We start from the raw sequence: 22,074 nt of genomic DNA, 5'->3' as shown, positions 1-22,074 counted from the left end.
CCGCCCGGGCTTACCCCGCGTGGCGCGCCGCCAGCACCGCCACCGCGTCGTCCAGCGACAGGCCACGCGCGCGCAGCAGCACGGTCAGATGGAACAGCAGATCGGCCGACTCGCCCAGCAGCGCGTCATCGTCCTGGACGACCCCGGCCAACGCGGCTTCGACGCCCTCCTCGCCCACCTTCTGCGCGATGCGGCGGATGTCGCCGTCGAACAACGACGTGGTGTAACTGCCGGCCGGGCGCTGCTGCTCACGTTCGCGCACCACGGTATCCAGCCGGCCCAGGAAGTTGCCCGGCGCCTGCGGGAAGCAGCTCTCGCTGCCGGTGTGGCAGGTCGGCCCGGCCGGGCGCGCACTGACCAGCAGGGTGTCGTTGTCGCAGTCGATCCGCACGGCCGTCACCGCCAGTACGTTGCCGGAGGACTCGCCCTTGGTCCACAGCCGCTGCTTGCTGCGGCTGTAGAAGGTCATGTGACCCGTGCCCAGGGTCTGCTCCAGCGAAGCCGCGTTGGCGTAGCCCAGCATCAGCACGCGCAGCGTGTCCGTATCCTGCACCACCACCGGCAGCAGGCCATCGCCCTTGCCCCAGTCCAGCTGCGCCAGCGCCGCGCGCGACGGGCGCACGTCGATGGAATTCACCTCAATAGACATCTCGAACCTCGATCTGCTGCTCGCGCAGGAACTGCTTGAGCGCGGGAATGGCGATGGCACCACTGTGGAAGACACTGGCGGCAAGCGCGCCATCGACGTCTGCCTGGTCGAATACATCGGCGAAGTGCTGCATTTCGCCGGCGCCACCGGAGGCGATCAACGGCACCTGGCACAGCGCGCGCGCCTGACGCAGCTGGGCCACGTCGTAACCGCGGCGGACGCCATCGCTGTCCATGCAGTTCAGCACGATCTCGCCGGCGCCCCGGCGCTGTGCCTCCACCAGCCAGTCCAGGGTGCGCACCGCCACCGCCTGGGTCTTGTCCGGATCGCCACTGAAGCGGCGCACCCGCCATTCGCCATCCGGTTCGCGCACCGAATCGATACCGACGACCACGCACTGCACGCCGAACGCATCGGCCAGTTCTTCAATGAGCTCTGGCCGACCGAGGGCCGGGGAGTTGATCGAGATCTTGTCGGCACCGGCATGCAGCACGCGCCGTGCGGTCTCGACATCGCTGATGCCGCCGGCCACGCAGAACGGAATGTCGATCAGGCGCGCGATGCGCTCGATCCAGGCCACGTCTACCGCGCGCCCCTCCGGACTGGCACCGATGTCATAGAACACGAGTTCGTCCGCGCCCTGGTCGCGATAGCGCATCGCCAGCTCGGCGATGTCACCCATGTCCACGTGGTCGCGGAAACGCACACCCTTGACCACGCGACCATCGCGCACGTCCAGGCACGGGATCAGGCGGCGGCTCAGCATGCCAGCGCTCCTTCCAGGGTCATGCGCCCTTCCAGCAGCGCCTTGCCGAGAATCGCGCCACCACAGCCGACGGCCTTGGCCTGGGCCACGTCGTCGGCATCACGCACGCCGCCGGAGGCCTGTACCGCCACGCCCGGCAGCAGGCGCGCCAAATGCTGGTACAGATCGATGTTCGGCCCCGAAAGCATGCCGTCGCGGGCGATATCCGTGCACAGCAGGTGCCGCATGCCGGCCTCGGCATAGCGCTGGGCCAGTACGTCCAGGGTGTCCTCAGCAGTTTCGGTCCAGCCATGCACCGGCAACAGCCAGCGGCCGTCCTCGGCCTGGCGGGCGTCGAGGGCGATGGTCAGCCGTTCAGGGCCAAATTCGCGCAGCCAGCCAATCACCGTGTCCGGCTCGCGGACCGATACCGAGCCGATCACCACGCGGGTGGCACCGGCGTCGAGGATGCGGGCAACGTCATCGCGCGAGCGCACGCCGCCGCCAGTCTGCACCTGCAGCCCGGTCTGCGCCGCGATCGAGGACAGCAGCGGTGCCAGCGTGTAACCGCCCGCACGGGCCGCATCCAGATCGACCAGATGCATCCAGCTCGCGCCCGCCGCGGCAAACGCCTGCGCGCGCGGCAGCGGATCATCGCCGTAGGTGGTCTGCTGCGCGTAGTCGCCCTGCAGCAGGCGCACCACGCGGCCTTCGCGGATATCCAGGGCGGGATAGACGATGAAACTCATGTCGGTTCGTTCTCGATGAAATTGCGCAGGATGCGCGCGCCGGTGTCGGCCGAACGCTCCGGATGGAACTGGGCACCACTGTGCCGGCCGCGCTGCACGACGGCCGCGAACAGCCCGCCGTGATCGCAGGCGGCCACGGTGTCTTCGCCCAGCGGCGCGGCGTAGCTGTGGACGAAGTAGGCACTCGCCCGTGCCGGCACGCCGGCCAGCAGCGGCGACTCACGCAGCGGCAGCAGCCGGTTCCAGCCCATGTGCGGCACGCGGATGCCGGTTGCAGGGCGCAGGTGGCGCACGACCCCGGGCAACAGGCCCAGGCATTCGACATGGCCTTCTTCAGAACCATCGAACAGCAGCTGCATGCCCAGGCAGATGCCGAGCAGCGGCACCTGCAGGTCGCGCAGCGGCTGGACCAGACCCTGTGCATGCAGGCGTGCCATGCCGTGCGGGGCCGCGCCGACGCCAGGCAGGATCACCCGCGAGACGCCCTCCAGACCCTGCGCATCGCGGACCAGCCGCACCTGCACGCCCAGCCGTTCCAGCGCATAGCGGACCGAGCCGAGGTTGGCGCCGCCCGCATCGATCAGCGCAACCTCGGTCACAGCGCCCCCTTGGTGCTCGGCAGCGCGGTGCCCTGCCGCGGCAATGCCTGGCGCAGTGTGCGGGCCAGCGCCTTGAAGCAGGCCTCGACCTTGTGGTGGTCGTTGTCACCGCGCACGCTCAGGTGCAGGTTCAACCCCGCCGCATCGCACAGCGAGCGGAAGAAGTGCGGCACCAGCTCGGTCGGCATGTCACCCACGCGCTCGCGCTTGAACTCGCCTTCGAACACGAAATACGGGCGGCCGCTGAAATCCAGCGCGGCGCTGGCCAGGGTTTCATCCATCGGCAGCGTGAAGCCGTAGCGGCCGATGCCGCGCTTGTCGCCGAGCGCCTCGCGCAGGGCCTGGCCCAGCGCCAGGCCAGTGTCCTCGATGGTGTGGTGCTCGTCGATGTGCAGGTCGCCCTCGGCCTGCACGCTCAGGGCGAAACCGCCGTGCTTGCCGATCTGCTCCAGCATGTGGTCGAAGAACGGCAGCCCGGTGTGGGTCTGCGGTTCGGCGGTGCGATCCAGGTCGACCTCCACCCGGATCCTGGTTTCCTTGGTAGTGCGCTGCACGGTGGCCCGACGCGGCGCATCGGCCAGCTCATGCGCGATCGAGGTCCAGTCCCAGTCGCCGCCGAACTGTTCGGTGCGCAGCTGGAAGCCACGAATCTTCATGTTTTCGGCGAACTGGATGTCGGTCAGGCGGTCGCCCACCATCGCCGAGCGTGCCCAGTCGATGCTGCGGTCCTGCAGGTACGGCAGCATCATGCCGATGCCCGGCTTGCGGGTCGGCGCGTTGTCCTGCGGCCAGCTGCCGTCGATCAGCACGTCACGGAAGGTGATGCCCTGGCTGGCGAAGATCTGCAGCATCAGGTCGTTGGGGCCGTCGAAGCTGGCCTGCGGATAGCCTTCGCTGCCCAGCCCGTCCTGGTTGCTGACGATCACGAACTGGTAGCCGGCATCGCGCAGCTTGAGCATCGCCGGGATCACATCGCGTACGAAGCGCAGCTTCTCGTAGGCGTCGATCTGGAAATCGGCGGGCTCTTCGATCAGGGTGCCGTCGCGGTCGACGAACAGAATCGGGGTCATGCGGCAGCCCTCCGGGCCGTCAGGGCAGCGAGTACGCGGTCGTTCTGCTCCGGGCTCCCGAGGGTGATGCGCAGTGCATCGCCCAGCTGCGGCGCGGCTCGCTGGTCACGCACGACCACACCGGCTGCGAGCAGCGCGTCGAACGCGCCCTGTGCGTCGGCAAAGCGGGCCAGCAGGTAGTTGCCCTGCGACGGATAGACACGCAGCACGCCGGGCAGCGCGGCAAGACCGGCCTGCAGCCGCGCACGTTCGGCCTTGATCTGTGTGATGCGCTGGGTGGTCACCGCGAGGTTCTCCGGGCCAAGGCCCGCCAACGCGAGCTCCGCACAGGGTGCGGGCACGGGATACGGAGCCTGGCAACGACGCAGCACCTGGATCAGGGCGGCATCGGCGATCAGGCTGCCGATGCGGACGGCGGCCAGCGCATGCGCCTTGGACAGCGTCCGCAGCACGGCGATGTTCTGGTAGCGGCCCAGCAGCGTGCCGGCGGAGGCCTGCTCGGCATACTCACCGTAGGCCTCGTCCACCACGACCAGCGCCCTGCCCTGCAATGCGGTGGCCACGCGCTCGATCTCGGCCAGCGTGATCACGCTGCCAGCGGGATTGGACGGCGAGCACAGGAACACCAGCTTGGCGTTGCCGGCCAGCGCAGCGGTGATCACGGCGTCGATATCGGCGACGAGCGCATCGCCCTGGTCGGCCAGCGGTATCTCGATCACCGGCGCGTTCTGCAGACGGGCACAGACGGCATACATGCCGAACACCGGCGGCGTGGTCACCACTGCATCCCGGCCCGGCTCGCACAGCGCACGCACCAGCAGGTCGATGGCTTCGTCACTGCCACGACCGATCAACAGTTGTTCGGGCGCACAGCCATAGAGCTCTGCCAGCCGATCGCGCAGGGCCACCGGCTGCGGATCCGGGTAGCGGCGCGCACTGCCCGCGATATCGGCCGGATTGGCCCAGGCCGATTCGTTGGCGTTGAGCCAGACATCGCCGACCAGCGCGCTGCTGCGCGCCGAGGAGTACCCGGTGAACGCCTGCAGGTCCTCGCGAACCAGCGACAGAATGGAGGCAGTGCTCATGCCGCCGCCTCCATGCGCAGGGTCACGGCATTCTCGTGCGCATCCAGGCCTTCGGCGCGCGCCAGCACGCGGGCGCACTCGCCGATCGCGGCGATGCCGGCGGCCGTGGCCGACTGCACACTGATCAGGTTCTGGAAACTGGCCACGCTGACGCCGCTGTAGGCGCGTGCGGCGCCAGCGGTCGGCAGCACGTGGTTGGTGCCGCTGCAGTAATCGCCCAGCGCTTCGGGGGTGTAGTCGCCGAGGAATACCGAGCCCGCCGCTTCAACCTTCTCCAGCCACGCGCGCGGATCGCGCAGCGCCAGGATCAGATGTTCCGGCGCATACCGGTTGCTGATCGCGAACGCATCATTCAGCGAATCGACCAGGATCAGGCGCGAGGACGCCAGCGCCTGCGCGGCAATCTCCGCGCGCGACAGCTGCGCCAGCTGCGCTTCAACCGCCGCTTCAACCCGGTCGACCATCCCTGCGTCGTCGGTCAGCAGCAGCACCTGCGAGTCCGGTCCGTGCTCGGCTTGCGAGAGCAGATCGGCCGCGACGAACGCGGGATTGGCGCCGGCATCGGCAATGACCAGCACTTCCGACGGTCCGGCCGGCATGTCGATCGCGGCCGCGCCGTCCTGGGCCACCTGCTGCTTCGCTTCAGTCACGTAGCTGTTGCCCGGGCCATACAGCTTGTCGCAGGCCGGGATGCTGTCGGTGCCGTACGCCATCGCCGCGATCGCCTGCGCGCCGCCCAGCTTGAAGACGCGGTGCACACCGGTCAGGCGCGCGGCCACCAGCACCGCGGGATCGGCACTGCCGTCCTTGCGTGGCGGCGTGCACAGCACGACTTCCCGGCAGCCGGCCAGCTGTGCAGGCACGCCCAGCATCAACGCGGTCGACGGCAAGGGCGCGCTGCCGGCCGGCACATACAGCCCCACCCGGCCGATCGGGCGCACCACACGCTCGCAACGCACACCGGGCGCGGTCTCGACCGCATAGCCTTGGCTCATGCCGGCCTGGTGGAAGGTCCGGATGCGCGCGGCGGCATCGATCATCGCCTGCCGAAGCTCGGCGGAGACGGCCTGCTCGGCAGCGGCGAATTCCGCGTCGCTGACCTCGAAGCTCTCCGGTGCCACCCCATCGAAGCGCAGGGTGATCTCACGCAGCGCGGCATCGCCGCCTTCGCGCACCGCCGCGATCAAGGCCGCGACGGACTCACGGGTACGCGCCGCCACGGCCTGGACGGGGCGTTGCAGCGCCTGCGCCTGGGCGCCGGCATCCAATTGGGACCACGTCAAACGATTCATGCCAGCGACCGCTCCACACTCAACACCATCAACCCCTGCGCGCCCGCGCGCTCCAGGTCCTCCAATCGCTGCCAGGTCAACGCACCGTGGCACATGGTCTGCAAACGCAGGTGGCCGCCGTCATCGGGCAGCTGCACCAGCGGATCGGCATCAGGCAGCAGGCGGGTCAGCTCGGAGACCCGGTCCAGCGCGGCGCGGAACATCAGCAGCTTGCTGTCCTGGACCTTCACCACCCCATCGAGTCGGCGCAGCAGCATCGCCATCAGACCGGCGCGCGCGTCATCGGGCGTGCGTACCGGACCGGCCAGCACCGCTTCGCTTTCCAGCAGGGTTTCGACCGGCTTGAGCTGGTTGGCGGCCAGCGTCGCGCCGCTGGAGACCAGATCGCAGATCAGATCGGCGGTGCCCAGCCGTGGGGCGATCTCGACCGAGCCGGACAGTTCGACCACCTGCGCATCCACGCCGCGCTCGGCCAGCCAGTCGGCCAGGATCGCGGGGTAGCTGGTGGCGATGCGCTTGCCGGCCAGCTGCTCCACGCCCGTCCATTCCCACTCCTCCGGCACCGCCAACATCAAGCGGCACTGACCGAAGTTGAGGCCGCGCAGCGCCTGGTAGGCATCCGGCAGACCGATCCGGCGGCGCGCGGCGCCCTGCTCGTCCAGCTCATTGCGGCCGACGATGCCGAAATCGCACACACCATCGGCGATCAGGCCGGGAATGTCGTCATCGCGGACCAGCAGCAGGTCCACCGGCAGCGATTCGCCATAGCAGAACAGCTTGTCGCGGCTCTGCCGCCAGCTCAGCCCGCAGGCGGTCAGCAGGCTGCGCGCAGGCTCGGCCAGTCGCCCGTTCTTCTGGATGGCGATACGCAGCCGGTCACGTGCCGGGGCGGTCTGGGTTGCACTCATGGGGGAGGTCTCTACTCGGATTCGGGGGAGGTCGGCGTGGCGGCGATGGCGGCGGCATAGCCGCCGTGGCCGTGGTCCAGCGAGCGCGCCACGCGCCCGGTGGTGGTCACGCTGACCCCGGTCAACTCATGGATCTCGCGATACGGCACGCCCTGCTGCAGCAGCGGCACGACCCTCCAGCGGTCGGAAAGCGCCTCCAGCTCGGCCGGCGTGCACAGGTCGCGCAGGAACGCGGTCACCGCCTCGGGATCGGCGAGGGCAGCAAAGGCACGCGCCAGCGGGGCCAGATCGGCCTGGGCATCTTTTTCACGGGGGATCGGACGTAGTTTCATCGTATCAATGTAATAGCGTGCTATTACATTAGCCCAAGCGAGGGGCACGGTCAAACCGCTGCAGTGAGCGGACCGGAAGTGTTCAGGGTCCGGAAACGAACAACGCCCGCATGGGCGGGCGTTGTTCCGGGCATCCAAGGAAGCGTGCTGACCAACGGGCGGCAGCTACCGGGTCGGCACCTACCGGCAGCGGACGTCGGCGCGCAGGGCGCCGCTGCAGGCATTCGCCGAGCAGGCTGCCCTGGCGGCTGGGAAGCGACTCCACGGCCTCCAAGACTCCGGCGCTGCCGGAACACTGGTTGCTGGCCAGCTCGCGCAGATCGCGCTCAAGCTGTTCCCGACTGATCACATGGCAGCGATCGACCACCAACCGGTAATGCCCGGGGCCGATCCGCTTGCTGCGCAGCTGCGGGTCGCTCTGGCAGCCGGCGAGCAGGAGCAGCATCAGCGCCCCTGCCCCGACCCGCTTCATGCCATCGCCTTGGCCTGCTCCAGCTCGACCTGCAGCGCGCTGGCCAACTCGTCGCGGGCGACCTCGAACTGCTGCTCGCGCAGCAGGTCCTTGACCGCGACCACGCCACGCGCCAGCTCATCTTCACCGGCCAGCACGACGAAACGGATACCGGCCTTTGCGGCGTACTGGAACTGCTTGCCGATCTTCTTCGGCTCCATCTGCACTTCGGCATTGATGCCACCGACGCGCAGGCGACGGGCGATATCCAGCGACTCGGGCAGGCCGTTGTCGTCCATCAGGGCCACCAGCGCATGCACGCTGCTGTCCTCGATACCGGCGATCAGGCCGGCTTCGCGCAGCTGCCAGAACAGGCGGGTCAGGCCGATGGAAATGCCCACGCCCGGCAGCTTGGACTTGCTGTAGTGGCTGGCCAGGTCTTCGTATCGACCGCCCGAGCAGATCGAGCCGATCTGCGGGTGGTCGGTCAGCGTGGTCTCGTAGACGGTGCCGGTGTAGTAATCCAGGCCGCGGGCGATGGAGAAGTTCAGGCAGTACGCGGTTTCCGGCACCCCCAGCGCCTTGACCAGCTGCAGCACTTCGCGCAGTTCGGCCACGCCCTGCGTGAGCGTTTCGCTGGCAGCGCCATCGACCAGCAGCGCATCCAGCTGCGCCAGCGCATCGGCATGGCTGCTCGAGCGCACGGCCACGAACGCCAGGATGCGCTCGACCTGCTCGGCCGGAATCGCAAAGCCCTCGCCCACCAGCGTCTCGCGCACGTAATCGGCGCCGCGCTTGTCCAGCTTGTCCACTTCCCGCAGCACGGCCAGCTGGCGCTCGCCATCGGCCACGCCCAGGCTTTCGAAGAAGCCGCGCATCAACTTGCGGTTGTTGAGCTGCACCGAGAAATCGCCGATGCGCAGTTCAGCGAACACCGCATGCATGACCGCCAGCACTTCGGCGTCGTAGCGGGTGCTCAGCGTGTCCTTGCCGATCACATCGATGTCGCACTGGTAGAACTCGCGGAAACGGCCACGCTGGGCGCGCTCGCCACGGTACACGCGCTGCATCTGGTAACGGCGGAACGGGAAGGTCAGGTCGTGCTCGTGCTCGGCGACATAACGCGCCAGCGGCACGGTCAGGTCGAAGCGCAAGGCCAGTTCCGGCAGCGCTTTCTCTTCCGCTTCGGCGGCGTTGGCCAGCGCACCGGTGGACTGCACGAAATACACCTGGCGCTCGGTCTCGCCGCCAGACTTGGTCAGCAGCACATCGGAAAGCTCGAACACCGGCGTCTCCACCGGCAGGAACCCGAACCGCTCGTAGTTGCGGCGGATGACGTCCAGCATGCGCTGGAACGCGATCTGCTCACGCGGCAGCAATTCCATGATGCCGGGCGGCGTACGGGGCTTGATCACTTGCGGGACTCCTGCGGAAACGGGGGGATGAGCGAGCGGCATATTCTAGCCGCAGCCGGCGCAACGAGCCGCATCCGGGCGCCGGGGCCGGGCCAATGGCGGCATGAAGTATCATGGGCAGGCCCTGCTTGCTGACCTGACATGACCCGGCCTCACTCCGGTACCGCGCTTTCCGCTGTTGAAGACCCCGCCGCCCCCGGCTGCTCGCCCCTGCGCGATTGCCTGCATTGCTCGGTGCGGCACCTGGCGGTGTGCTCGGCGCTGTCGCCGGATGAAGTGCAGGCGCTGGAACGGGTCACCGTGTCCCAGGCACTGCCGCTGGGCTCCACGCTGGTCCGTGCCGGTGAGCCGCGCCAACATGTCTATACGATTACGGCCGGTGCGCTGCGCCTGGTCCGCACGCTGGCCGACGGCCGACGCCAGATCAGCGGTTTCGTGCTGCCCGGCGATTTCCTGGGACTGAGCGGCAGCGATCATCACCGTTACGATATCGAAGCCATCGCCGACAGCCGCGTCTGCCGCGTGACCCTGCCGCAGATGAAGGACCTGCGCTCGCGCTTCCCGCACCTGGAACGCAAGCTGCTGCAGCGCGCCTGCCAGGAGCTGGATGCGGCCCAGGACGCCGCGATGGCGCTGGGCCGACTGCAGCCGGCCGAGAAAGTCGCCGATTTCCTGCTGCGCCTGGCCGCGCGCGAAGCCCTGCTCGGTGAACCTGGCCTGCGCGTGACCCTGCCGATGGGGCGTGGCGACATCGCCGACCATCTCGGCCTGACCATGGAAACGGTCAGCCGCACCTTCACCAAGCTGCGCCAGCAGGGCCTGATCGCCCTGCCCCATCTGAACACCGTCGAGATCCTGGACGAAGCCGCCCTGCAGAAACTCTCGGCCGACGAATCCTACTAGTCGCGCCGGGCACTGCCCGGCTGCTCCGGCGTTCCGCGTGTCACCCGCCTCACCCGCGCAACAACACCTCACGCAACGCCTCATACTCCGGCGCGCATGCCTCGGCCGTCGCGGACCGCTCCAGCAAGGCGGCCAGTGCCGGCGGCACCTCCAGCGGCTTCCCGATCAGCGGCTCCACCACCGACTCGAACTTGGCCGGATGCGCCGTCGCCGCGACCGCCCAATGTCCCTGCGCGCCCGCGGCCCGCAGGTGCTCCAGGCGCGCCACCGCGGTTGCCGTATGTGGGCAGAAGACTTCGCCATGCAGGTCATGGCGCCGGCGGATCACTTCGCGGATCGCCGCATCATCCACCGCCTCGGCAGTGAACGCGGCCCGGAGCGCCACATCATCCTCGTTGTACAACCAACGCAGCCGCTCGACGTTACTCGGGGCGCCCACGTCCATCGCATTGGCGATCGTCGCCACGCTGGTCCGCGCCTGGTAGTCCTCGCCGTGGAAGTAGCGCGGCAGCACATCGTTGGCATTGGTGGCCAACGCGATCTGCCCCAGTGGCAGGCCCATCGCGCGCGCCAGGATCGCCGCCATCGCATTGCCGAGGTTGCCGGTGGGAATCACCAGGTTCAGCACGTGGCCGGTCTGCGCCTGGTGCACCAGCGCCGCATGCGCGTAGTAACTCATCTGCGGCAGCCAGCGGCCCAGGCTGATGCTGTTGGCCGAGCTCAACGGCACCTGGTCCTGCAGCTCGCGATCGCCCAGCGCCTGCTTCACCATCGCCTGGCAATCGTCGAAGGAACCGGCCACACGCAGCGTCTGGATGTTGTCGCCGAAGCAGCCCAGCTGATGTGCCTGCCGCGGCGAGACCCGGCCATCCGGGTACAGCACCACCACACGGATCCCGGGCTGGCGGTGGAACGCGGCCGCGACGGCGGCCCCGGTGTCCCCCGAGGTGGCGACCACGATTGTCAGCGGTCGTTCGCGCCCCTGCTGCAATCGGGCCAGGCATGCGGCCAGGAAGCGCGCACCGAAATCCTTGAACGCCGCCGTCGGGCCATGGAAGAGCTCGAGGACATGGTCATCGGCCGTCGCCAGTGGACGCAGCGGCGCATCGAAATCGAATGCCTGCCCGCACAGGTCAGGCAGCGCTTTCTCCAAGGCATCGTCATGGAAGTACGGGGCCAGCACCGCCGCGGCGGTCTGTGCGAAGGAACCCTGCGCTGACCAGCTCTGCAGCTGCGGGCGATGGTCGGGAACATACAGGCCGCCGTCCGGGGCGAGTCCGGCGGCAAGCGCCTGGCTGAGCGAAGCGGCGGGTGCAGCGTGACGCGTGGAAACGAACTTCATCGGATATCCCAACGTAGAAAGAGTGGAGGCGTCAGAGCAGGCGTGCAGCGGGAGCGTTCAGGGGCGACACCCAGCCCTGACTCGCGAAGCCTGCGTCCGCGAACGCGTGCTGGACCGCGCCCTGCGCAGCAAGCGCAGCGTCACGCCGCTCGAACCAGGCAAACACGCTCGGCCCCGCGCCCGAAATGCTGGCGCCCATCGCCCCGGCATCCAGTGCCGCATCGCGCGCGGCGGCGAACCCGGCGATCAGACCGGCCCGACGCGGTTCGATCAGTACGTCACGCAGGCCGGCGCGGACCAGCGAGGCATCGGCGGTGTAGCAGCCACTGAGCACCAGCGCCAGATTCGCGCTCTGCGCAACAAATTCGCCCAGGGCGTAATGGCCCTGCAGCGCGGCGCGTGCGCGGCGCGTCTCCAGCACCGCATCCGGATGCACCAGCAGGCTGTGCCACGCCGCCGGGACAGGCACCGGCACCAGGCGATCGGCGGTACTCAAGACCAAGCCACCCAGCAGCATCGGGCCGAGGTTGTCGCCATGGCGGCCACCACTGGCCACCGCCTCGCCAGTCAACGCGAACGGATACAACGCCTCACGCGTCAACGGCTTCGGCAACAGCGCATTGGCCGCGACCAGCGCCGCCACGCACGAGGCCGCCGAGCCGCCCATCCCCGAGCCCAGCGCGATGCCCTTGTCGATCTCCAGCTCGAATCCAAACGGCAGATCCAGCGCAGCGCGCAGCGCGATCAGCGCAGCGCCGGCGGTGTTGTCCTCGGCCACCCGCGGCAGATCCACCGTGGTGCCGCGGATCGCGTGGATGCGTACCACGGGCTCCGCGATACGCCGCACCGTCACCGTATCGCCGACGCCCTCGATGGCGTGGCCGAGGATGTCGAATCCCACCCCCACATTGCCGACCGAGGCCGGCGCGAACGCACGTGCTTCAACGATGCTGCCGTCACTCACAGGCGTGCTCCTTCGCCCACCGCCACGCGCAGCACATCGGCGAACACGCCGGCGGCGGTGACCTCCGGCCCGGCGCCCGGGCCCTGCACCACCAGCGGGTTGTCGCAGTAGCGGCGCGTGGTGAACTGCACCACGTTGTCGGTCAGGCGCAGGTTGGCGAAGGCATGCCCGGCCGGCAGCGCGACCAGGCCGACTTCAGCGCCGTCCGGCGTCAGGCGCGCCACATAGCGCAGCACCGCGCCGTCCGCTTTGGCGACTGCCAGGCGCTCGGCGAACACCGCATCGATCTGCGGCAGGCCGGCCATGAAATCGTCCACGCTGGCCTGGCGCAGTGCTTCAGGCACCAAGCTCTCCACGTGCACCTGCTCCAGGCTGAGCTCACGGCCCGCCTCACGCGCCAGGATCACCAGCTTGCGCGCCACATCCACGCCGGACAGGTCATCACGCGGGTCCGGCTCGGTATACCCCATGCCCCGCGCTTGGCTGACCAGCTCGGAGAACGGCACCTGGCCGTCATACTTGTTGAACAGCCACGCCAACGTGCCGGAGAAGATGCCGTCGATCGCCAGCACTTCATCGCCGGTATCGACCAGGTCGCGCAGCGTGGTGATCACCGGCAGGCCGGCACCCACCGTGGCCTCGTAACGGAAACGCGCGCCGCTGCCGGCGGCCGCCTCGCGGATCGCGTGATAGCGCTCCAGCGGACCCGCACCGGCCTGTTTGTTCGGGGTGACCACGTGGATGCCCGCCGCCAGCCAGCCGGCATAGCGGTCGGCCACGTCGGCACTGCCGCTGCAGTCGATGATCAGCGCGTGCGGCAGGTGGGCGGAGAGCAGGTGTTCGGTGAATGCGTCCAGATCGCTCGGCTGCGCAGGACCGGACAGCGCCGCGCGCCAGTCGCCTTTCAGGCCGCGCTCGTCCAGCACCATCCGCGTGCGCGAGGCGACCGCGCGCAGGCGTAGATCCACGTTGGCGCGGCCGAGCAACTGCCCCTGCGCCGCCTGCAGCTGGTCCAGCAGCGCTGCACCGACGTTGCCCGGGCCGATCACACCGACCGAGAACGTCTGCGGCGACAGCCAGAAGCCTGCATGCGCCGCACGCAGGGCCTTGGTGGCGTGACGGCTGTCCACGGCCACGGAGATGTTCCGCTCGGACGAGCCCTGCGCGATCGCCAGGATGTTCACCTGTGCGCGGCCCAGCGATTCGAACAGGCGCGCGGCCACGCCGGGCTGCCCGGCCATGCCATCGCCCACCGCGGCCAGCACGCTGACGTTGTCGGTGAGCTGCACGCGCTGCACCTGGCCCAGGCTCAGCTCGTGGGCGAAGGCCTGCAGCAGCGACTCGCGCGCACGCACGGCCTCGGCCTGTTTCACCACGCAGCAGATCGAATGCTCGGAGGAGCCCTGCGAGATCATCACCACCGACACATGCGCATTGCGCAGCGCCGCGAACACACGCTCGGCCGTGCCCGGCACGCCGATCAGGCCGGTGCCCTCCAGATTGAGCACGGCCAGGTCCGGGCTCAAGGTCAGCCCCTTGATCGGGCCGGAGACGGTGCGCTCGGCGGTGATGCGCGTCCCCGGATGATCCGGATGGAACGTGTTGCGGATGATGATCGGCAGGCCACGCTCGATCGCCGGGGACATCGTCTGCGGGTGCACCACCTTCGCGCCGAAGTACGCCAGCTCGCAGGCCTCGTCGTAACTCAGCGCTTCCAGCTGGACCGCCTCGGGCACCACCCGCGGATCGGCCGAGAGTACGCCGTCCACATCCGTCCAGATGTGTAGCTCATCGGCGTTGAACAGCGCGGCGAAGATCGCACCGGAATAGTCGCTGCCGTTGCGGCCGAGCGTGGTGATGCGGTCCTGGCGGTCGCGGGCGACGAAGCCGGTCGCCACGATGCGCACCTGCGGGTGCTGCAGGCGCCACTGGGCCAGGCGTTCGGCGCTGCGCACCCAGTCCACATCCACGCCCAGTTCACCGCGCTCGATCACCAGCACATCGCGCGCATCCAGCACCGCGCAGTCTTCGCCCAGCGTCTGCAGATACTTCCCGAGCAGCTGCGCCGAATACACCTCGCCCATGCCCTGCACGCGGTCCAGCACCTCGGTGGGCAAGCCACCGATCACCGCCAGCGCGCCCAGCACCTCGGCCAACGCGTCGAAGCGCTGATCCAGCCACTCCACCGTCGCGCCGGCGTGCTCCCCCAGCAGGGCCACCGCCGCCCCGCGATGGCGCGCACGCAGCGCATGCCACTGCTCGCGCCAGGCCGAGCCATCGTCGGCCGCCAGCGTCGCCACCGCGATCAGCGCATCGGTGACGCCCTTCATCGCCGAGACCACGGTGACCTGCATCGCCTCGTCACGCGCCAGCAGCAGCTGCGCCACGTGGCGATAGCGCTCGGCATCGGCGACCGAGGTGCCGCCGAACTTGTGGACCACGGTGGCCACGCCGGCCCGCGACGCGACGGAGACGGCAGGCAGGGCGGAAGGTGGAGCGGAAGCGGCGACAGAAGACATGCTGACCTCGATGGGAGGCCCCGCGTCATATCAGGTTCGAGAGTCTCCCCCGCCACCTGATCTGGGTGCGGGGCCGTGGTTTTCGGAAATTACGCGAAGACGACGGGCCGCACCGGGCGAGTGGTGGCGGTGGTAATGATGGTGGTACCGGTCAACACGGCCTGGCCGCCCGCGGAGGCGGGAACGAGCAGGTAGGCGTGGGCGACGGTGATGACCATGGGCCAAGAAAACTACGCCGCCGCCCTGCTTGTCAAGTGCTGCATCGCAAAAGATCGCCGCACGTCATCTGCACTGATCGTCGGCCAACAAGTTGCGAATGACACCATCCAGGCGGCACAACGGCTGCCCTAGCCAACGTGCTCGGCCACCGCCGCGGGCGGCCGATGCGCATGCGCGCACATCAGCACGCCGGACACCAGGCAGATGATCGCCACCGTCTCCATCAGCGTCGGCCAGCGCTGCTGCCAGGCAAAGCCATAGAGCAGCGCGAACAGGGTTTCGAACACGATCATCTGCCCGGTCAGGGTCAACGGCAGGTTGCGGCTGGCGCGGTTCCAGCACGCGTTGCCGAGCACCGAGGCCACCACGGCAACGCCTGCGCTGATCAGCCAGAAGTTCAGCCACTCGCCGGGGGGATGCGCCGTCGTACTGGTCACGAAGGCGCTGGGCACCAGCACCAGGGCGAGCCCGCCGGTGGTGATGCCGGTCAGCAGCGACCAGTCGTGCCCGGACAGGTCCGGGCGGCGGGCCAGCCAACGGCTGTTGCCGATCGAATACACCGCCCAGGACAACAAGGCACCGACCGCGCACAGCAGGCCCAGCAGCCTTCGCCCGGGCGAGCCCTCAGCGTGTTCGGCCATCAAGGCCTCATAGCCCACCAGCGCCACGCCGAGCAGGCAAAGCAGCAGCGCAGGGGCAAGGCGTCGCAGCGGCACGGCGCCTTCCTCGCGCACGCCGGCCAGGGTCACCACCACCGGAATCAACCCGACGATCAGCGAAGCGGCGGCACCGCCGGCCCACTGCACCGCGTTGGCCAGCAGCAGGAAATAGACCAGGTTGCCGGCCAGGCTGAGCCACAACAGGCCCCGCCACTCGGGCCAGCCGAGCCGGTCCTTGAGCTGCCGCCAGTGCGGTGCCAGCAGCACCACGGCAATCAGGCCATAGACCAGGTACCGGCCGGCCGAGAGCTGCACGGCGTTGAAGCTGTGCAGCATCGCCGGGGCCAGGAACACCACGCCCCACAGCGCGCCGGCGGCAATGCCATTGGCGATGCCCACGCCCATCGATCGTTTCATTGTGGCTCGCGCTTGTGCATTGGCCGCGCAGTGTAGGAGCCGCGGGCGGCGGCGTCTTGACCGAGGCTACTGCCGCCGGAATGCCTGCGGGGTCAGCCCGGTTTCCCGGCGCAGGGCGCGGGTCAGTGCACTGTGCTCGGAATACCCGGCATCCAGTGCGATCGTGGCGATGCTGTCGGTGCTGGTGAGCAGCCGATGCTTGGCCCAGCGCAGCCGGCAGGCGCTGAGCCAGGCCTGCGGCGGTACCCCGAACTCCTGCACGAAGGCTGCGTGCAGGCGACTGCCGCTGATGCCGACCAGCGCCGCCATGCGGGCCACGTTCCAGTCCGCGCCTGGATTGGCCGTCAGCCGGGTGCACAGCGCATGCAGCCGCGCTGCGCTGCCGGCGGGCGCGTACTGCTGCAACAGGACTGCCAGCAGATCGTGGTTGGCGTGCTCCGCCGCACCCGTGAGGCGCTGCCGCAACCCCTTGGGCAGGGCCAGCCAGCGCTGGCGGCGCAGGTGGTCGAGCGTATCGTCATCGATCACCCCGGCCGGGCAGTCGACGATCAGCATCAGGTGGTCGCCATCACCGGTCTGCGCATGTCCCTCGCCCGGCGCCACGAAGGCCCCCTGCAGCACATCCAGGCGGCCGCCAAACGCATCGACTTCAACGTCCAGGTCTCCGCGCAGCGGCAGCACCCATTGCGCAAAGTCGTGCCGGTCCACGTCGCTGGAGGTTCCGTAACACCGCAGGTGGCAGGCGCTGGCAGGCATGTCGATAGTCTGCGCGCAGGGCAAAGGGCACCGCAAGCCGCGCATGCGCGTACCATGGCGGCCGACCCGTACAACATGGAGCGTTTACCGTGGCCTGCACCATCGTTCCGCTGAGTGATCGCCCCGACCTGCTGCCACTCGTGGCCGGGTGGTACTTCCAGGAATGGGGACACCATGTTCCCGGAATGGCGCTGTTGGATGAGCAGCAACGGCTGGAGGTCTTCCTGCAGGACGACGAGCTGCCGCTGCTGCTGATCGCGCTGGACGGTGAGGTTCCCGTCGCCGCCGCGCAGCTCAAGTTCCATGAACGCACCGAACGCCCCGAACGCCTGCATTGGCTGGGCGGCGTGTATGTCGATCCGGCGCACCGCGGGCGCGGCTTGGCCGAGAAGGTCATCGCTGAACTGGTGGTGCGCGGCCGGGCGCTCGGCGTGCGCGATATCTACCTGCAGACCGAAGCCGATGATGGCGGCCTGTATCGCCGGTTGGGCTGGGCCCCGTTGGAGTCCGTGCCGCATGCCGCAGGGATGCCGGTGCGGATCATGGTCCGCAGCGTGGCCGCCGATCCGGTCGACTGAACGCGCGGTGGCGGCCGCGGGCCGCAGGGATGAATGCGACGCCGTTGAACGGCGTCAGCGGAAGCGCACCGGCTGCGGCGCCGGGCGGTCGGCCAGCGAGCCGAGGGTGAAGGTGTAACCGGCTTCTTCCAGCAGCTTGCGCATGCGCAGCTCGGCGCGCTTGGGATACGCCAGCGACGTCGGTGCATGCAGCGCGTACGAGGTCGATTTCCCGGGCAGCGTTTCGCGGGTCACCGAGGACTGATTGGTCTCGCACGCGTTGGCCCACAGGTCCATCAGCACCTTCGGGCCGATGGATTGATTGTTGCTGAGACGAAGCGTCAGCCAACGCATGTGTTCCATGACAAATCCAAGCGGCTCTTTGTCCCGAGTATGCACCAATTCCCGCACCACCGTTCGGCGCCGTGCGGGCCCTGGCCAACGCCGGGGTCGCCGGGCACAAACGAACAGCCCCGGCAGTGCCGGGGCTGTTCTGGTAGCGCTTCAGGAAGCGACTGGAACTCAGTGCTTCATGGCGTGCTTGCGGTCGCGCATCACCGCATGGCATTCCTGCACCTGCGGCAGCAGACGCTGCACTTCCTGACGCGCGGCGGGCGAGGTGTCGGCGTCGGTCAGGGTGTCCTTGAACGCCTTCAGCAGGCGATCCTCGGATTCTTCCAGCTCGGCCACGTAGCCGTACTGCTTGTCGCCCAGGGTGGCGCGCACCTTGCCGTAGAACTGCTGCATGGAACCGACGAAGGTGCCATGGTCGGCCGGCTTGCCGCCTGCGGCGACAACGGTGGCGCTCAGCGAGCGGACGATCTCATTCTTGACACCGGCAATACGGGTGAAGAGCGCCGCCAACTCGGCATCTTCGACCTTGCCTGCGGCCTCGGTGTAGAACTCCTGGCCATCACGGGCGATTTCGATCAGGTCGTTCAAGTTATGCGCGGTCTTCGATTCGGTATTCACTGCGATGTACTCCTGTTGGTCCGGTTTGGCCCGTGTGTTGTTGTCGGGGTGAGTCGACTTTTCCGCATCGGCCATGAAGTCGGCGTGACACTGAAATACCAGTGTTCAGAGAGCTCAACGCACTGCGTGATCGATGTGCACGACGCGTCGTCGGCGTGCGAAATGCGTGTTACTTCCCTGCCCTTCTCCGCTTCATCCATGACAGGCATTGCCCCGCAACCGCAGTGAGCAGGATCAGCGAATTGGTCACCACGAACACGATCGATCCGGTGGCCGCGCTGTACGCGATGAACAGCACCGACGCAGTGATCTGGCCGACGAACAGCCACGTCGATACCGCCTGCGCGTCGTCGGCCGTCCACTGCTTCCAGATCTGCCGCCACAGCGTGGCAATCAACACGGCGGTCGCCGCCCAACCGAGCAGGTCGATCGGCTCCATCAGCGCGCCAGCAACGACGCCGGCGCGACGTCGCCCATCACGTCATCCGTCGCCAGCGCAACGCGCTGCTCCAGCCGACGCAGGAAGTCGCTGAAGCCATGCGGCGCACGCGCCTGCCGGCGGGCGCTGGTCATCACCCGCGGTCTGGCCAGGCGCGCGACCCGCATGCCCGCGCCCTGCATGGTCTGGATCAGCGCGACGTCCTCACCGGTCGCCAGTGGCGCGAAGCCGCCTGACTGCCGATACGCCGCCGCGCTGAAGCCCATGTTGGCGCCGTGCACGTGCGGATGCCCGTCCACCGCATGCTCACCCTGCAGGAACTGCTCGCGCACGGCCTGCGGATAGTCCAGCCAGTCGCCCACCGCCACCACGCCGCAGAACGCACTCGCGCCGCAGCGAAGTTGCCGCGCAAGCCAATCCGGCGGCACCACGCTGTCCGCATCCGTGCAGCCGATCCAGCGGGCGCCAAGCGCCAACGCCCGCTCGCTGGCCGCCGCGCGGGCGACGCCGACGCAGCCCGCCTCCACGCTGACCACCTCCACTCCCATGCGCTGGCAGATCCAGCCGGTCGCATCGGTACAGCGGTCCAGCGCCACCACGATGACCACCGGCTCGTCGCGCAGGGCCGGATGCAGGGCGGCCACCTGCAGCGACTGCAGGCAGGCAGCGATCAGTTGTTCTTCGTTGTGCGCGGGAAGGGTCACGGCAATCATCGCAGCCCCTCGCGCTCGGCGACGGACGTGGTGTCGGCTGACCACCCCTCCAGCAGCATGTCCTCGTCACGATAGGAAAACAGGCGAGGCAGACAGGCATCCAACTGCGCGTGCACGAACGCCGCGCTGCACCGCGCCTGTTCGAACGGCACGCGCCAATGGCAGGCGACCACCACGCCCTGCGGCGCCAGCGAGGTGACCACCTGCGCGGCGGTCTGCTGCATGTCTTCCGGGGTCAGGTAGTAGCCCATCTCACCGAGCACGATCAGATCGAACTTGCCGGCCGGCCATGACTGCGGGTGTCGTGCCTGTTCGATGGTGACGTGCGCGTGGCCCCGCGTCATCACGCGCGCGGCGGCAACCGCGCCTTCGCTCAGATCGGTGGCGAGCAGCTGGTCACAGCGCTCGGCCAGGGCCGCCGTCAGGACGCCGTTGGAGCAGCCCAGCTCCCAACCCCGGGAAAAACGCGCGCGCGGCAGGCTCGCCAACGTGAGCGCGCGCTTGCGACGCTCGTACCAGCGGGTGCGGTACTGAAAGGGATCCTCTTCCTGGTACAGCGCGTTGAAGTAGGCGACATCGCTCATCCGATCAGCACCTCGTAATTCCGTTCGAACCGCTGCAGCACCGTGGCAGGCAGGATGGGGTCGCAGTCCAGCCCCTCCACCGCGCCGGTCTGGCTCACGAACTGCCGGATGGCGTCGCGCTTGCGCGCCACGATCGCGTCATCCAGCACATAGCGCGTGGCCGGCACCCAAGCCGTCGGCGCCACCTGCGGGTCCAGCCAATGCCACCCCCAGACGGGATATTCCTTCAGTGCCGCACCTCGCGTGGCGCAGGCCTGCACACACGCGCGGGCGACCGCTTCATGGTCCGGATGTCCGTCGAAGCGCCACGGCGCCAGCACCAGATCATCGGCCTGCAGCACGTCCGCCAGCTGCTCGGCAATCCACGTTTCGCTGGCCGTCACCGCGCCGTCGTCGATGTGCCAGGAGAGCCGCTCGGCACTCGCCAGACCCAGGCAACGAAGCGCCTCATCCAGTTCAGCGGCGCGGGCCGCGCGCAGCCGTTCGGGCGTCCACGCAGGGTGATCGGGATAGCAGGCCTCGCCGTCGGTCACCGAAACCACCACGAGTCCCAGGCCCTTCTGGTGGGCAAGCGCCATCAGCCCGCCGCAGGCCAGCACTTCATCATCGGGATGCGGCGATACCACCACCAGCCGCCGCGCAGTGCCGAACGAGGCCGCAGGCGACCCAACGGGCAGCGTCTGCAACCAGGGCGATGCCGACCATTGCGCTTCAGTCACGCCGCCGCCTGCGATCTGACGATTCACAGCGTCCACGCACGCCCCTCCCGGTGCATCAGGTTGCCGAGATGCTGCCAGTCGCGGTCAGCGTGACTCTGGCGGATGAAGACGGTCAGGTCGGCCCAGCGCCGCGCGTGGGCCGGATCCATGCACATCGGCCCTGGACCGAGCGCCCTCCCCACCCGGTCCAGGGTCAGGGTGGCAGCCCGTTCAACCGCGCTGCGCGCCCGCACGATTTCCTTCTGGTGAGGCAGCTCGGGCTGCGCATCGATCAGCGCGGCCAGTTCGCGCAGCAGTGAGGCGCACGGCGACAGCGCCAGATCGATCTCACCCAGCAGGCCGGCCACCGTGCCCGGCTCATCGGCCCGCGCGTTGTGCAGCAGCGGCTCGGCCAAGGCACTGGCACCACCGAACCAGCAGGCGGCAATGCCTGCGCCGCCGTGCCAGAACCCGGGGCGCTGCAGGTAGGCATCTGCCGCGCCGACCTCGATGGCCGGCACCTGATCGAAGCGCGCGGTTCCACTCGGCACGCGCCCCATCCCTGTCGCCTGCCAGGTCTGCGGCAGGAAACTCACACTGGCGCGGCGCACCGGCGCCAGGAACAGGCGCGAGCGCCCGTCATCGCGCACCGTCACCAATGCGTGGTCGACCCAGCCGGCGCCGGAGCACCAGGGTTTGTCACCGGAGAGGGTGCCGCTGGCCCGATCAAAGCGTAGGGTCGCTGCCGGCCCTTCGGCCGCCCATACCGCTCCCAGCCGATCCCGGTCGGGAGTGGTGGCGTCTAGTTCCTGCAGGATCGCCTGTGCGTCGTAATGTGCTTCCAGCACCTTGGCCAGGCACAGATCACGTGCCGCGATATGCGCCAGCGCCTGCCAGCGCAACAGCGTGTCCCCGCTGCCGGGGCGCGGCAACGAGGGTTGATGTTCGATCCACGCGCGGGCCTGCGCCTGCAGGTCATCGGTCTCGGTCACCGGCTGTGGAGCGGCCGGTACTGCAACGGGAGCTACGGCACTCAT

At 68.7% G+C, this 22,074-nt stretch carries 27 protein-coding genes; 3 read left to right on the top strand and 24 right to left on the bottom strand.

The window, feature by feature from the left end; all coding sequences use genetic code 11:
* Positions 1 to 10: 10 nt before the first annotated feature.
* From hisIE to hisS, 11 genes are all read right to left on the bottom strand, one after another.
* Positions 11 to 649, bottom strand: coding sequence for a bifunctional phosphoribosyl-AMP cyclohydrolase/phosphoribosyl-ATP diphosphatase HisIE (gene hisIE / locus HH110_RS12040; RefSeq protein WP_176989878.1), 639 nt, complete (start codon positions 647 to 649; stop codon positions 11 to 13).
* Entirely contained in the window at positions 639 to 1,415 is a 777-nt protein-coding gene (gene hisF / locus HH110_RS12035; protein ID WP_070472955.1) for an imidazole glycerol phosphate synthase subunit HisF, read from the bottom strand. The genes hisIE and hisF overlap by 11 nt, the downstream gene beginning before the upstream one ends.
* Positions 1,409 to 2,143 (bottom strand): 1-(5-phosphoribosyl)-5-[(5-phosphoribosylamino)methylideneamino]imidazole-4-carboxamide isomerase, encoded by a 735-nt coding sequence (gene hisA / locus HH110_RS12030; protein ID WP_176989877.1) that lies wholly within the window; start codon positions 2,141 to 2,143, stop codon positions 1,409 to 1,411. Before hisA ends, hisF begins: the two co-directional genes overlap by 7 nt.
* Positions 2,140 to 2,742 carry an imidazole glycerol phosphate synthase subunit HisH gene (gene hisH / locus HH110_RS12025; protein ID WP_176989876.1) on the bottom strand — a complete coding sequence of 201 codons (603 nt, stop codon included), beginning with the start codon at positions 2,740 to 2,742 and terminating at the stop codon, positions 2,140 to 2,142. The genes hisA and hisH overlap by 4 nt, the downstream gene beginning before the upstream one ends.
* A complete protein-coding gene (hisB, locus tag HH110_RS12020) occupies positions 2,739 to 3,812 on the bottom strand; it encodes a bifunctional histidinol-phosphatase/imidazoleglycerol-phosphate dehydratase HisB (RefSeq protein ID WP_176989875.1) in 1,074 nt (357 codons plus the stop codon). Before hisB ends, hisH begins: the two co-directional genes overlap by 4 nt.
* Positions 3,809 to 4,897 carry a histidinol-phosphate transaminase gene (gene hisC, locus HH110_RS12015; RefSeq protein WP_176989874.1) on the bottom strand — a complete coding sequence of 363 codons (1,089 nt, stop codon included), beginning with the start codon at positions 4,895 to 4,897 and terminating at the stop codon, positions 3,809 to 3,811. The genes hisB and hisC overlap by 4 nt, the downstream gene beginning before the upstream one ends.
* Positions 4,894 to 6,189: a histidinol dehydrogenase gene (gene hisD / locus HH110_RS12010; RefSeq protein WP_176989873.1), complete on the bottom strand. Its 1,296-nt coding sequence runs from the start codon at positions 6,187 to 6,189 to the stop codon at positions 4,894 to 4,896. Before hisD ends, hisC begins: the two co-directional genes overlap by 4 nt.
* The gene (gene hisG / locus HH110_RS12005; protein WP_121036643.1) at positions 6,186 to 7,097 is read right to left on the bottom strand and encodes an ATP phosphoribosyltransferase; all 912 of its coding nucleotides are present in this window, start codon (positions 7,095 to 7,097) and stop codon (positions 6,186 to 6,188) included. Before hisG ends, hisD begins: the two co-directional genes overlap by 4 nt.
* Before the next feature lie 11 nt (positions 7,098 to 7,108).
* Complete coding sequence (locus tag HH110_RS12000) at positions 7,109 to 7,429, bottom strand: YerC/YecD family TrpR-related protein (RefSeq protein WP_176989872.1); 321 nt, start codon at positions 7,427 to 7,429, stop codon at positions 7,109 to 7,111.
* Between the two features lie 82 nt (positions 7,430 to 7,511).
* Entirely contained in the window at positions 7,512 to 7,874 is a 363-nt protein-coding gene (locus tag HH110_RS11995) for a hypothetical protein (RefSeq protein WP_241696533.1), read from the bottom strand.
* Positions 7,875 to 7,897: 23 nt separating this feature from the next.
* Positions 7,898 to 9,295 carry a histidine--tRNA ligase gene (gene hisS / locus HH110_RS11990; protein ID WP_176989871.1) on the bottom strand — a complete coding sequence of 466 codons (1,398 nt, stop codon included), beginning with the start codon at positions 9,293 to 9,295 and terminating at the stop codon, positions 7,898 to 7,900.
* Between the two features lie 141 nt (positions 9,296 to 9,436).
* On the opposite strand from hisS, the gene HH110_RS11985 reads away from it, so the two are divergent.
* Entirely contained in the window at positions 9,437 to 10,198 is a 762-nt protein-coding gene (locus HH110_RS11985; RefSeq protein ID WP_176989870.1) for a Crp/Fnr family transcriptional regulator, read from the top strand.
* A 49-nt stretch (positions 10,199 to 10,247) separates the two neighbouring features.
* Here the strand turns inward: HH110_RS11985 and thrC are convergent, their stop codons facing one another.
* The 4 genes from thrC to HH110_RS19515 all read right to left on the bottom strand — a co-directional run bounded on the left by thrC (position 10,248) and on the right by HH110_RS19515 (position 15,241).
* The gene (thrC, locus tag HH110_RS11980; RefSeq protein WP_176989869.1) at positions 10,248 to 11,540 is read right to left on the bottom strand and encodes a threonine synthase; all 1,293 of its coding nucleotides are present in this window, start codon (positions 11,538 to 11,540) and stop codon (positions 10,248 to 10,250) included.
* Between the two features lie 31 nt (positions 11,541 to 11,571).
* On the bottom strand, positions 11,572 to 12,504 hold the full coding sequence (locus tag HH110_RS11975; protein WP_176989868.1) for a homoserine kinase: 933 nt from the start codon (positions 12,502 to 12,504) through the stop codon (positions 11,572 to 11,574).
* On the bottom strand, positions 12,501 to 15,023 hold the full coding sequence (thrA, locus tag HH110_RS11970) for a bifunctional aspartate kinase/homoserine dehydrogenase I (RefSeq protein ID WP_176989867.1): 2,523 nt from the start codon (positions 15,021 to 15,023) through the stop codon (positions 12,501 to 12,503). The genes HH110_RS11975 and thrA overlap by 4 nt, the downstream gene beginning before the upstream one ends.
* Before the next feature lie 89 nt (positions 15,024 to 15,112).
* Positions 15,113 to 15,241 (bottom strand): hypothetical protein, encoded by a 129-nt coding sequence (locus HH110_RS19515; protein WP_275135822.1) that lies wholly within the window; start codon positions 15,239 to 15,241, stop codon positions 15,113 to 15,115.
* Here HH110_RS19515 and HH110_RS19510 point away from each other — a divergent pair.
* Positions 15,240 to 15,374 (top strand): hypothetical protein, encoded by a 135-nt coding sequence (locus HH110_RS19510; protein ID WP_275135820.1) that lies wholly within the window; start codon positions 15,240 to 15,242, stop codon positions 15,372 to 15,374. The genes HH110_RS19515 and HH110_RS19510 overlap by 2 nt on opposite strands.
* Here HH110_RS19510 and HH110_RS11965 read toward each other — a convergent pair.
* The gene (locus HH110_RS11965; protein ID WP_176989866.1) at positions 15,371 to 16,318 is read right to left on the bottom strand and encodes a DMT family transporter; all 948 of its coding nucleotides are present in this window, start codon (positions 16,316 to 16,318) and stop codon (positions 15,371 to 15,373) included. The genes HH110_RS19510 and HH110_RS11965 overlap by 4 nt on opposite strands.
* 66 nt (positions 16,319 to 16,384) lie before the next feature.
* Complete coding sequence (locus HH110_RS11960; protein ID WP_176989865.1) at positions 16,385 to 17,074, bottom strand: AraC family transcriptional regulator; 690 nt, start codon at positions 17,072 to 17,074, stop codon at positions 16,385 to 16,387.
* An 89-nt stretch (positions 17,075 to 17,163) separates the two neighbouring features.
* Here HH110_RS11960 and HH110_RS11955 point away from each other — a divergent pair, with 89 nt between their 5' ends.
* The gene (locus tag HH110_RS11955; RefSeq protein WP_176989864.1) at positions 17,164 to 17,652 is read left to right on the top strand and encodes a GNAT family N-acetyltransferase; all 489 of its coding nucleotides are present in this window, start codon (positions 17,164 to 17,166) and stop codon (positions 17,650 to 17,652) included.
* Between the two features lie 54 nt (positions 17,653 to 17,706).
* Here HH110_RS11955 and HH110_RS11950 read toward each other — a convergent pair whose 3' ends face one another.
* From HH110_RS11950 to HH110_RS11920, 7 genes are all read right to left on the bottom strand, one after another.
* Positions 17,707 to 17,994, bottom strand: a complete 288-nt coding sequence (locus HH110_RS11950) for a hypothetical protein (RefSeq protein WP_046272599.1) — start codon at positions 17,992 to 17,994, stop codon at positions 17,707 to 17,709.
* A gap of 159 nt (positions 17,995 to 18,153) precedes the next feature.
* A complete protein-coding gene (locus HH110_RS11945) occupies positions 18,154 to 18,603 on the bottom strand; it encodes a PA2169 family four-helix-bundle protein (RefSeq protein WP_019183020.1) in 450 nt (149 codons plus the stop codon).
* Positions 18,604 to 18,772: 169 nt separating this feature from the next.
* Positions 18,773 to 19,042 carry a PQ-loop domain-containing transporter gene (locus HH110_RS11940; RefSeq protein ID WP_176989863.1) on the bottom strand — a complete coding sequence of 90 codons (270 nt, stop codon included), beginning with the start codon at positions 19,040 to 19,042 and terminating at the stop codon, positions 18,773 to 18,775.
* A complete protein-coding gene (locus HH110_RS11935; RefSeq protein ID WP_176989862.1) occupies positions 19,042 to 19,755 on the bottom strand; it encodes a glycosyltransferase family 2 protein in 714 nt (237 codons plus the stop codon). Before HH110_RS11935 ends, HH110_RS11940 begins: the two co-directional genes overlap by 1 nt.
* Positions 19,752 to 20,339 carry a class I SAM-dependent methyltransferase gene (locus tag HH110_RS11930; protein WP_176989861.1) on the bottom strand — a complete coding sequence of 196 codons (588 nt, stop codon included), beginning with the start codon at positions 20,337 to 20,339 and terminating at the stop codon, positions 19,752 to 19,754. Before HH110_RS11930 ends, HH110_RS11935 begins: the two co-directional genes overlap by 4 nt.
* On the bottom strand, positions 20,336 to 21,058 hold the full coding sequence (locus HH110_RS11925; RefSeq protein WP_342589240.1) for a PIG-L family deacetylase: 723 nt from the start codon (positions 21,056 to 21,058) through the stop codon (positions 20,336 to 20,338). Before HH110_RS11925 ends, HH110_RS11930 begins: the two co-directional genes overlap by 4 nt.
* A 23-nt stretch (positions 21,059 to 21,081) precedes the next feature.
* Positions 21,082 to 22,074 carry an acyl-CoA dehydrogenase gene (locus tag HH110_RS11920; protein ID WP_241696531.1) on the bottom strand — a complete coding sequence of 331 codons (993 nt, stop codon included), beginning with the start codon at positions 22,072 to 22,074 and terminating at the stop codon, positions 21,082 to 21,084.

Source organism: Stenotrophomonas sp. SAM-B (assembly GCF_013387485.1).
Classification (GTDB): Bacteria; Pseudomonadota; Gammaproteobacteria; order Xanthomonadales; family Xanthomonadaceae; genus Stenotrophomonas; species Stenotrophomonas maltophilia_AA.
This window is presented reverse-complemented; position numbering and strand designations above follow the sequence as displayed.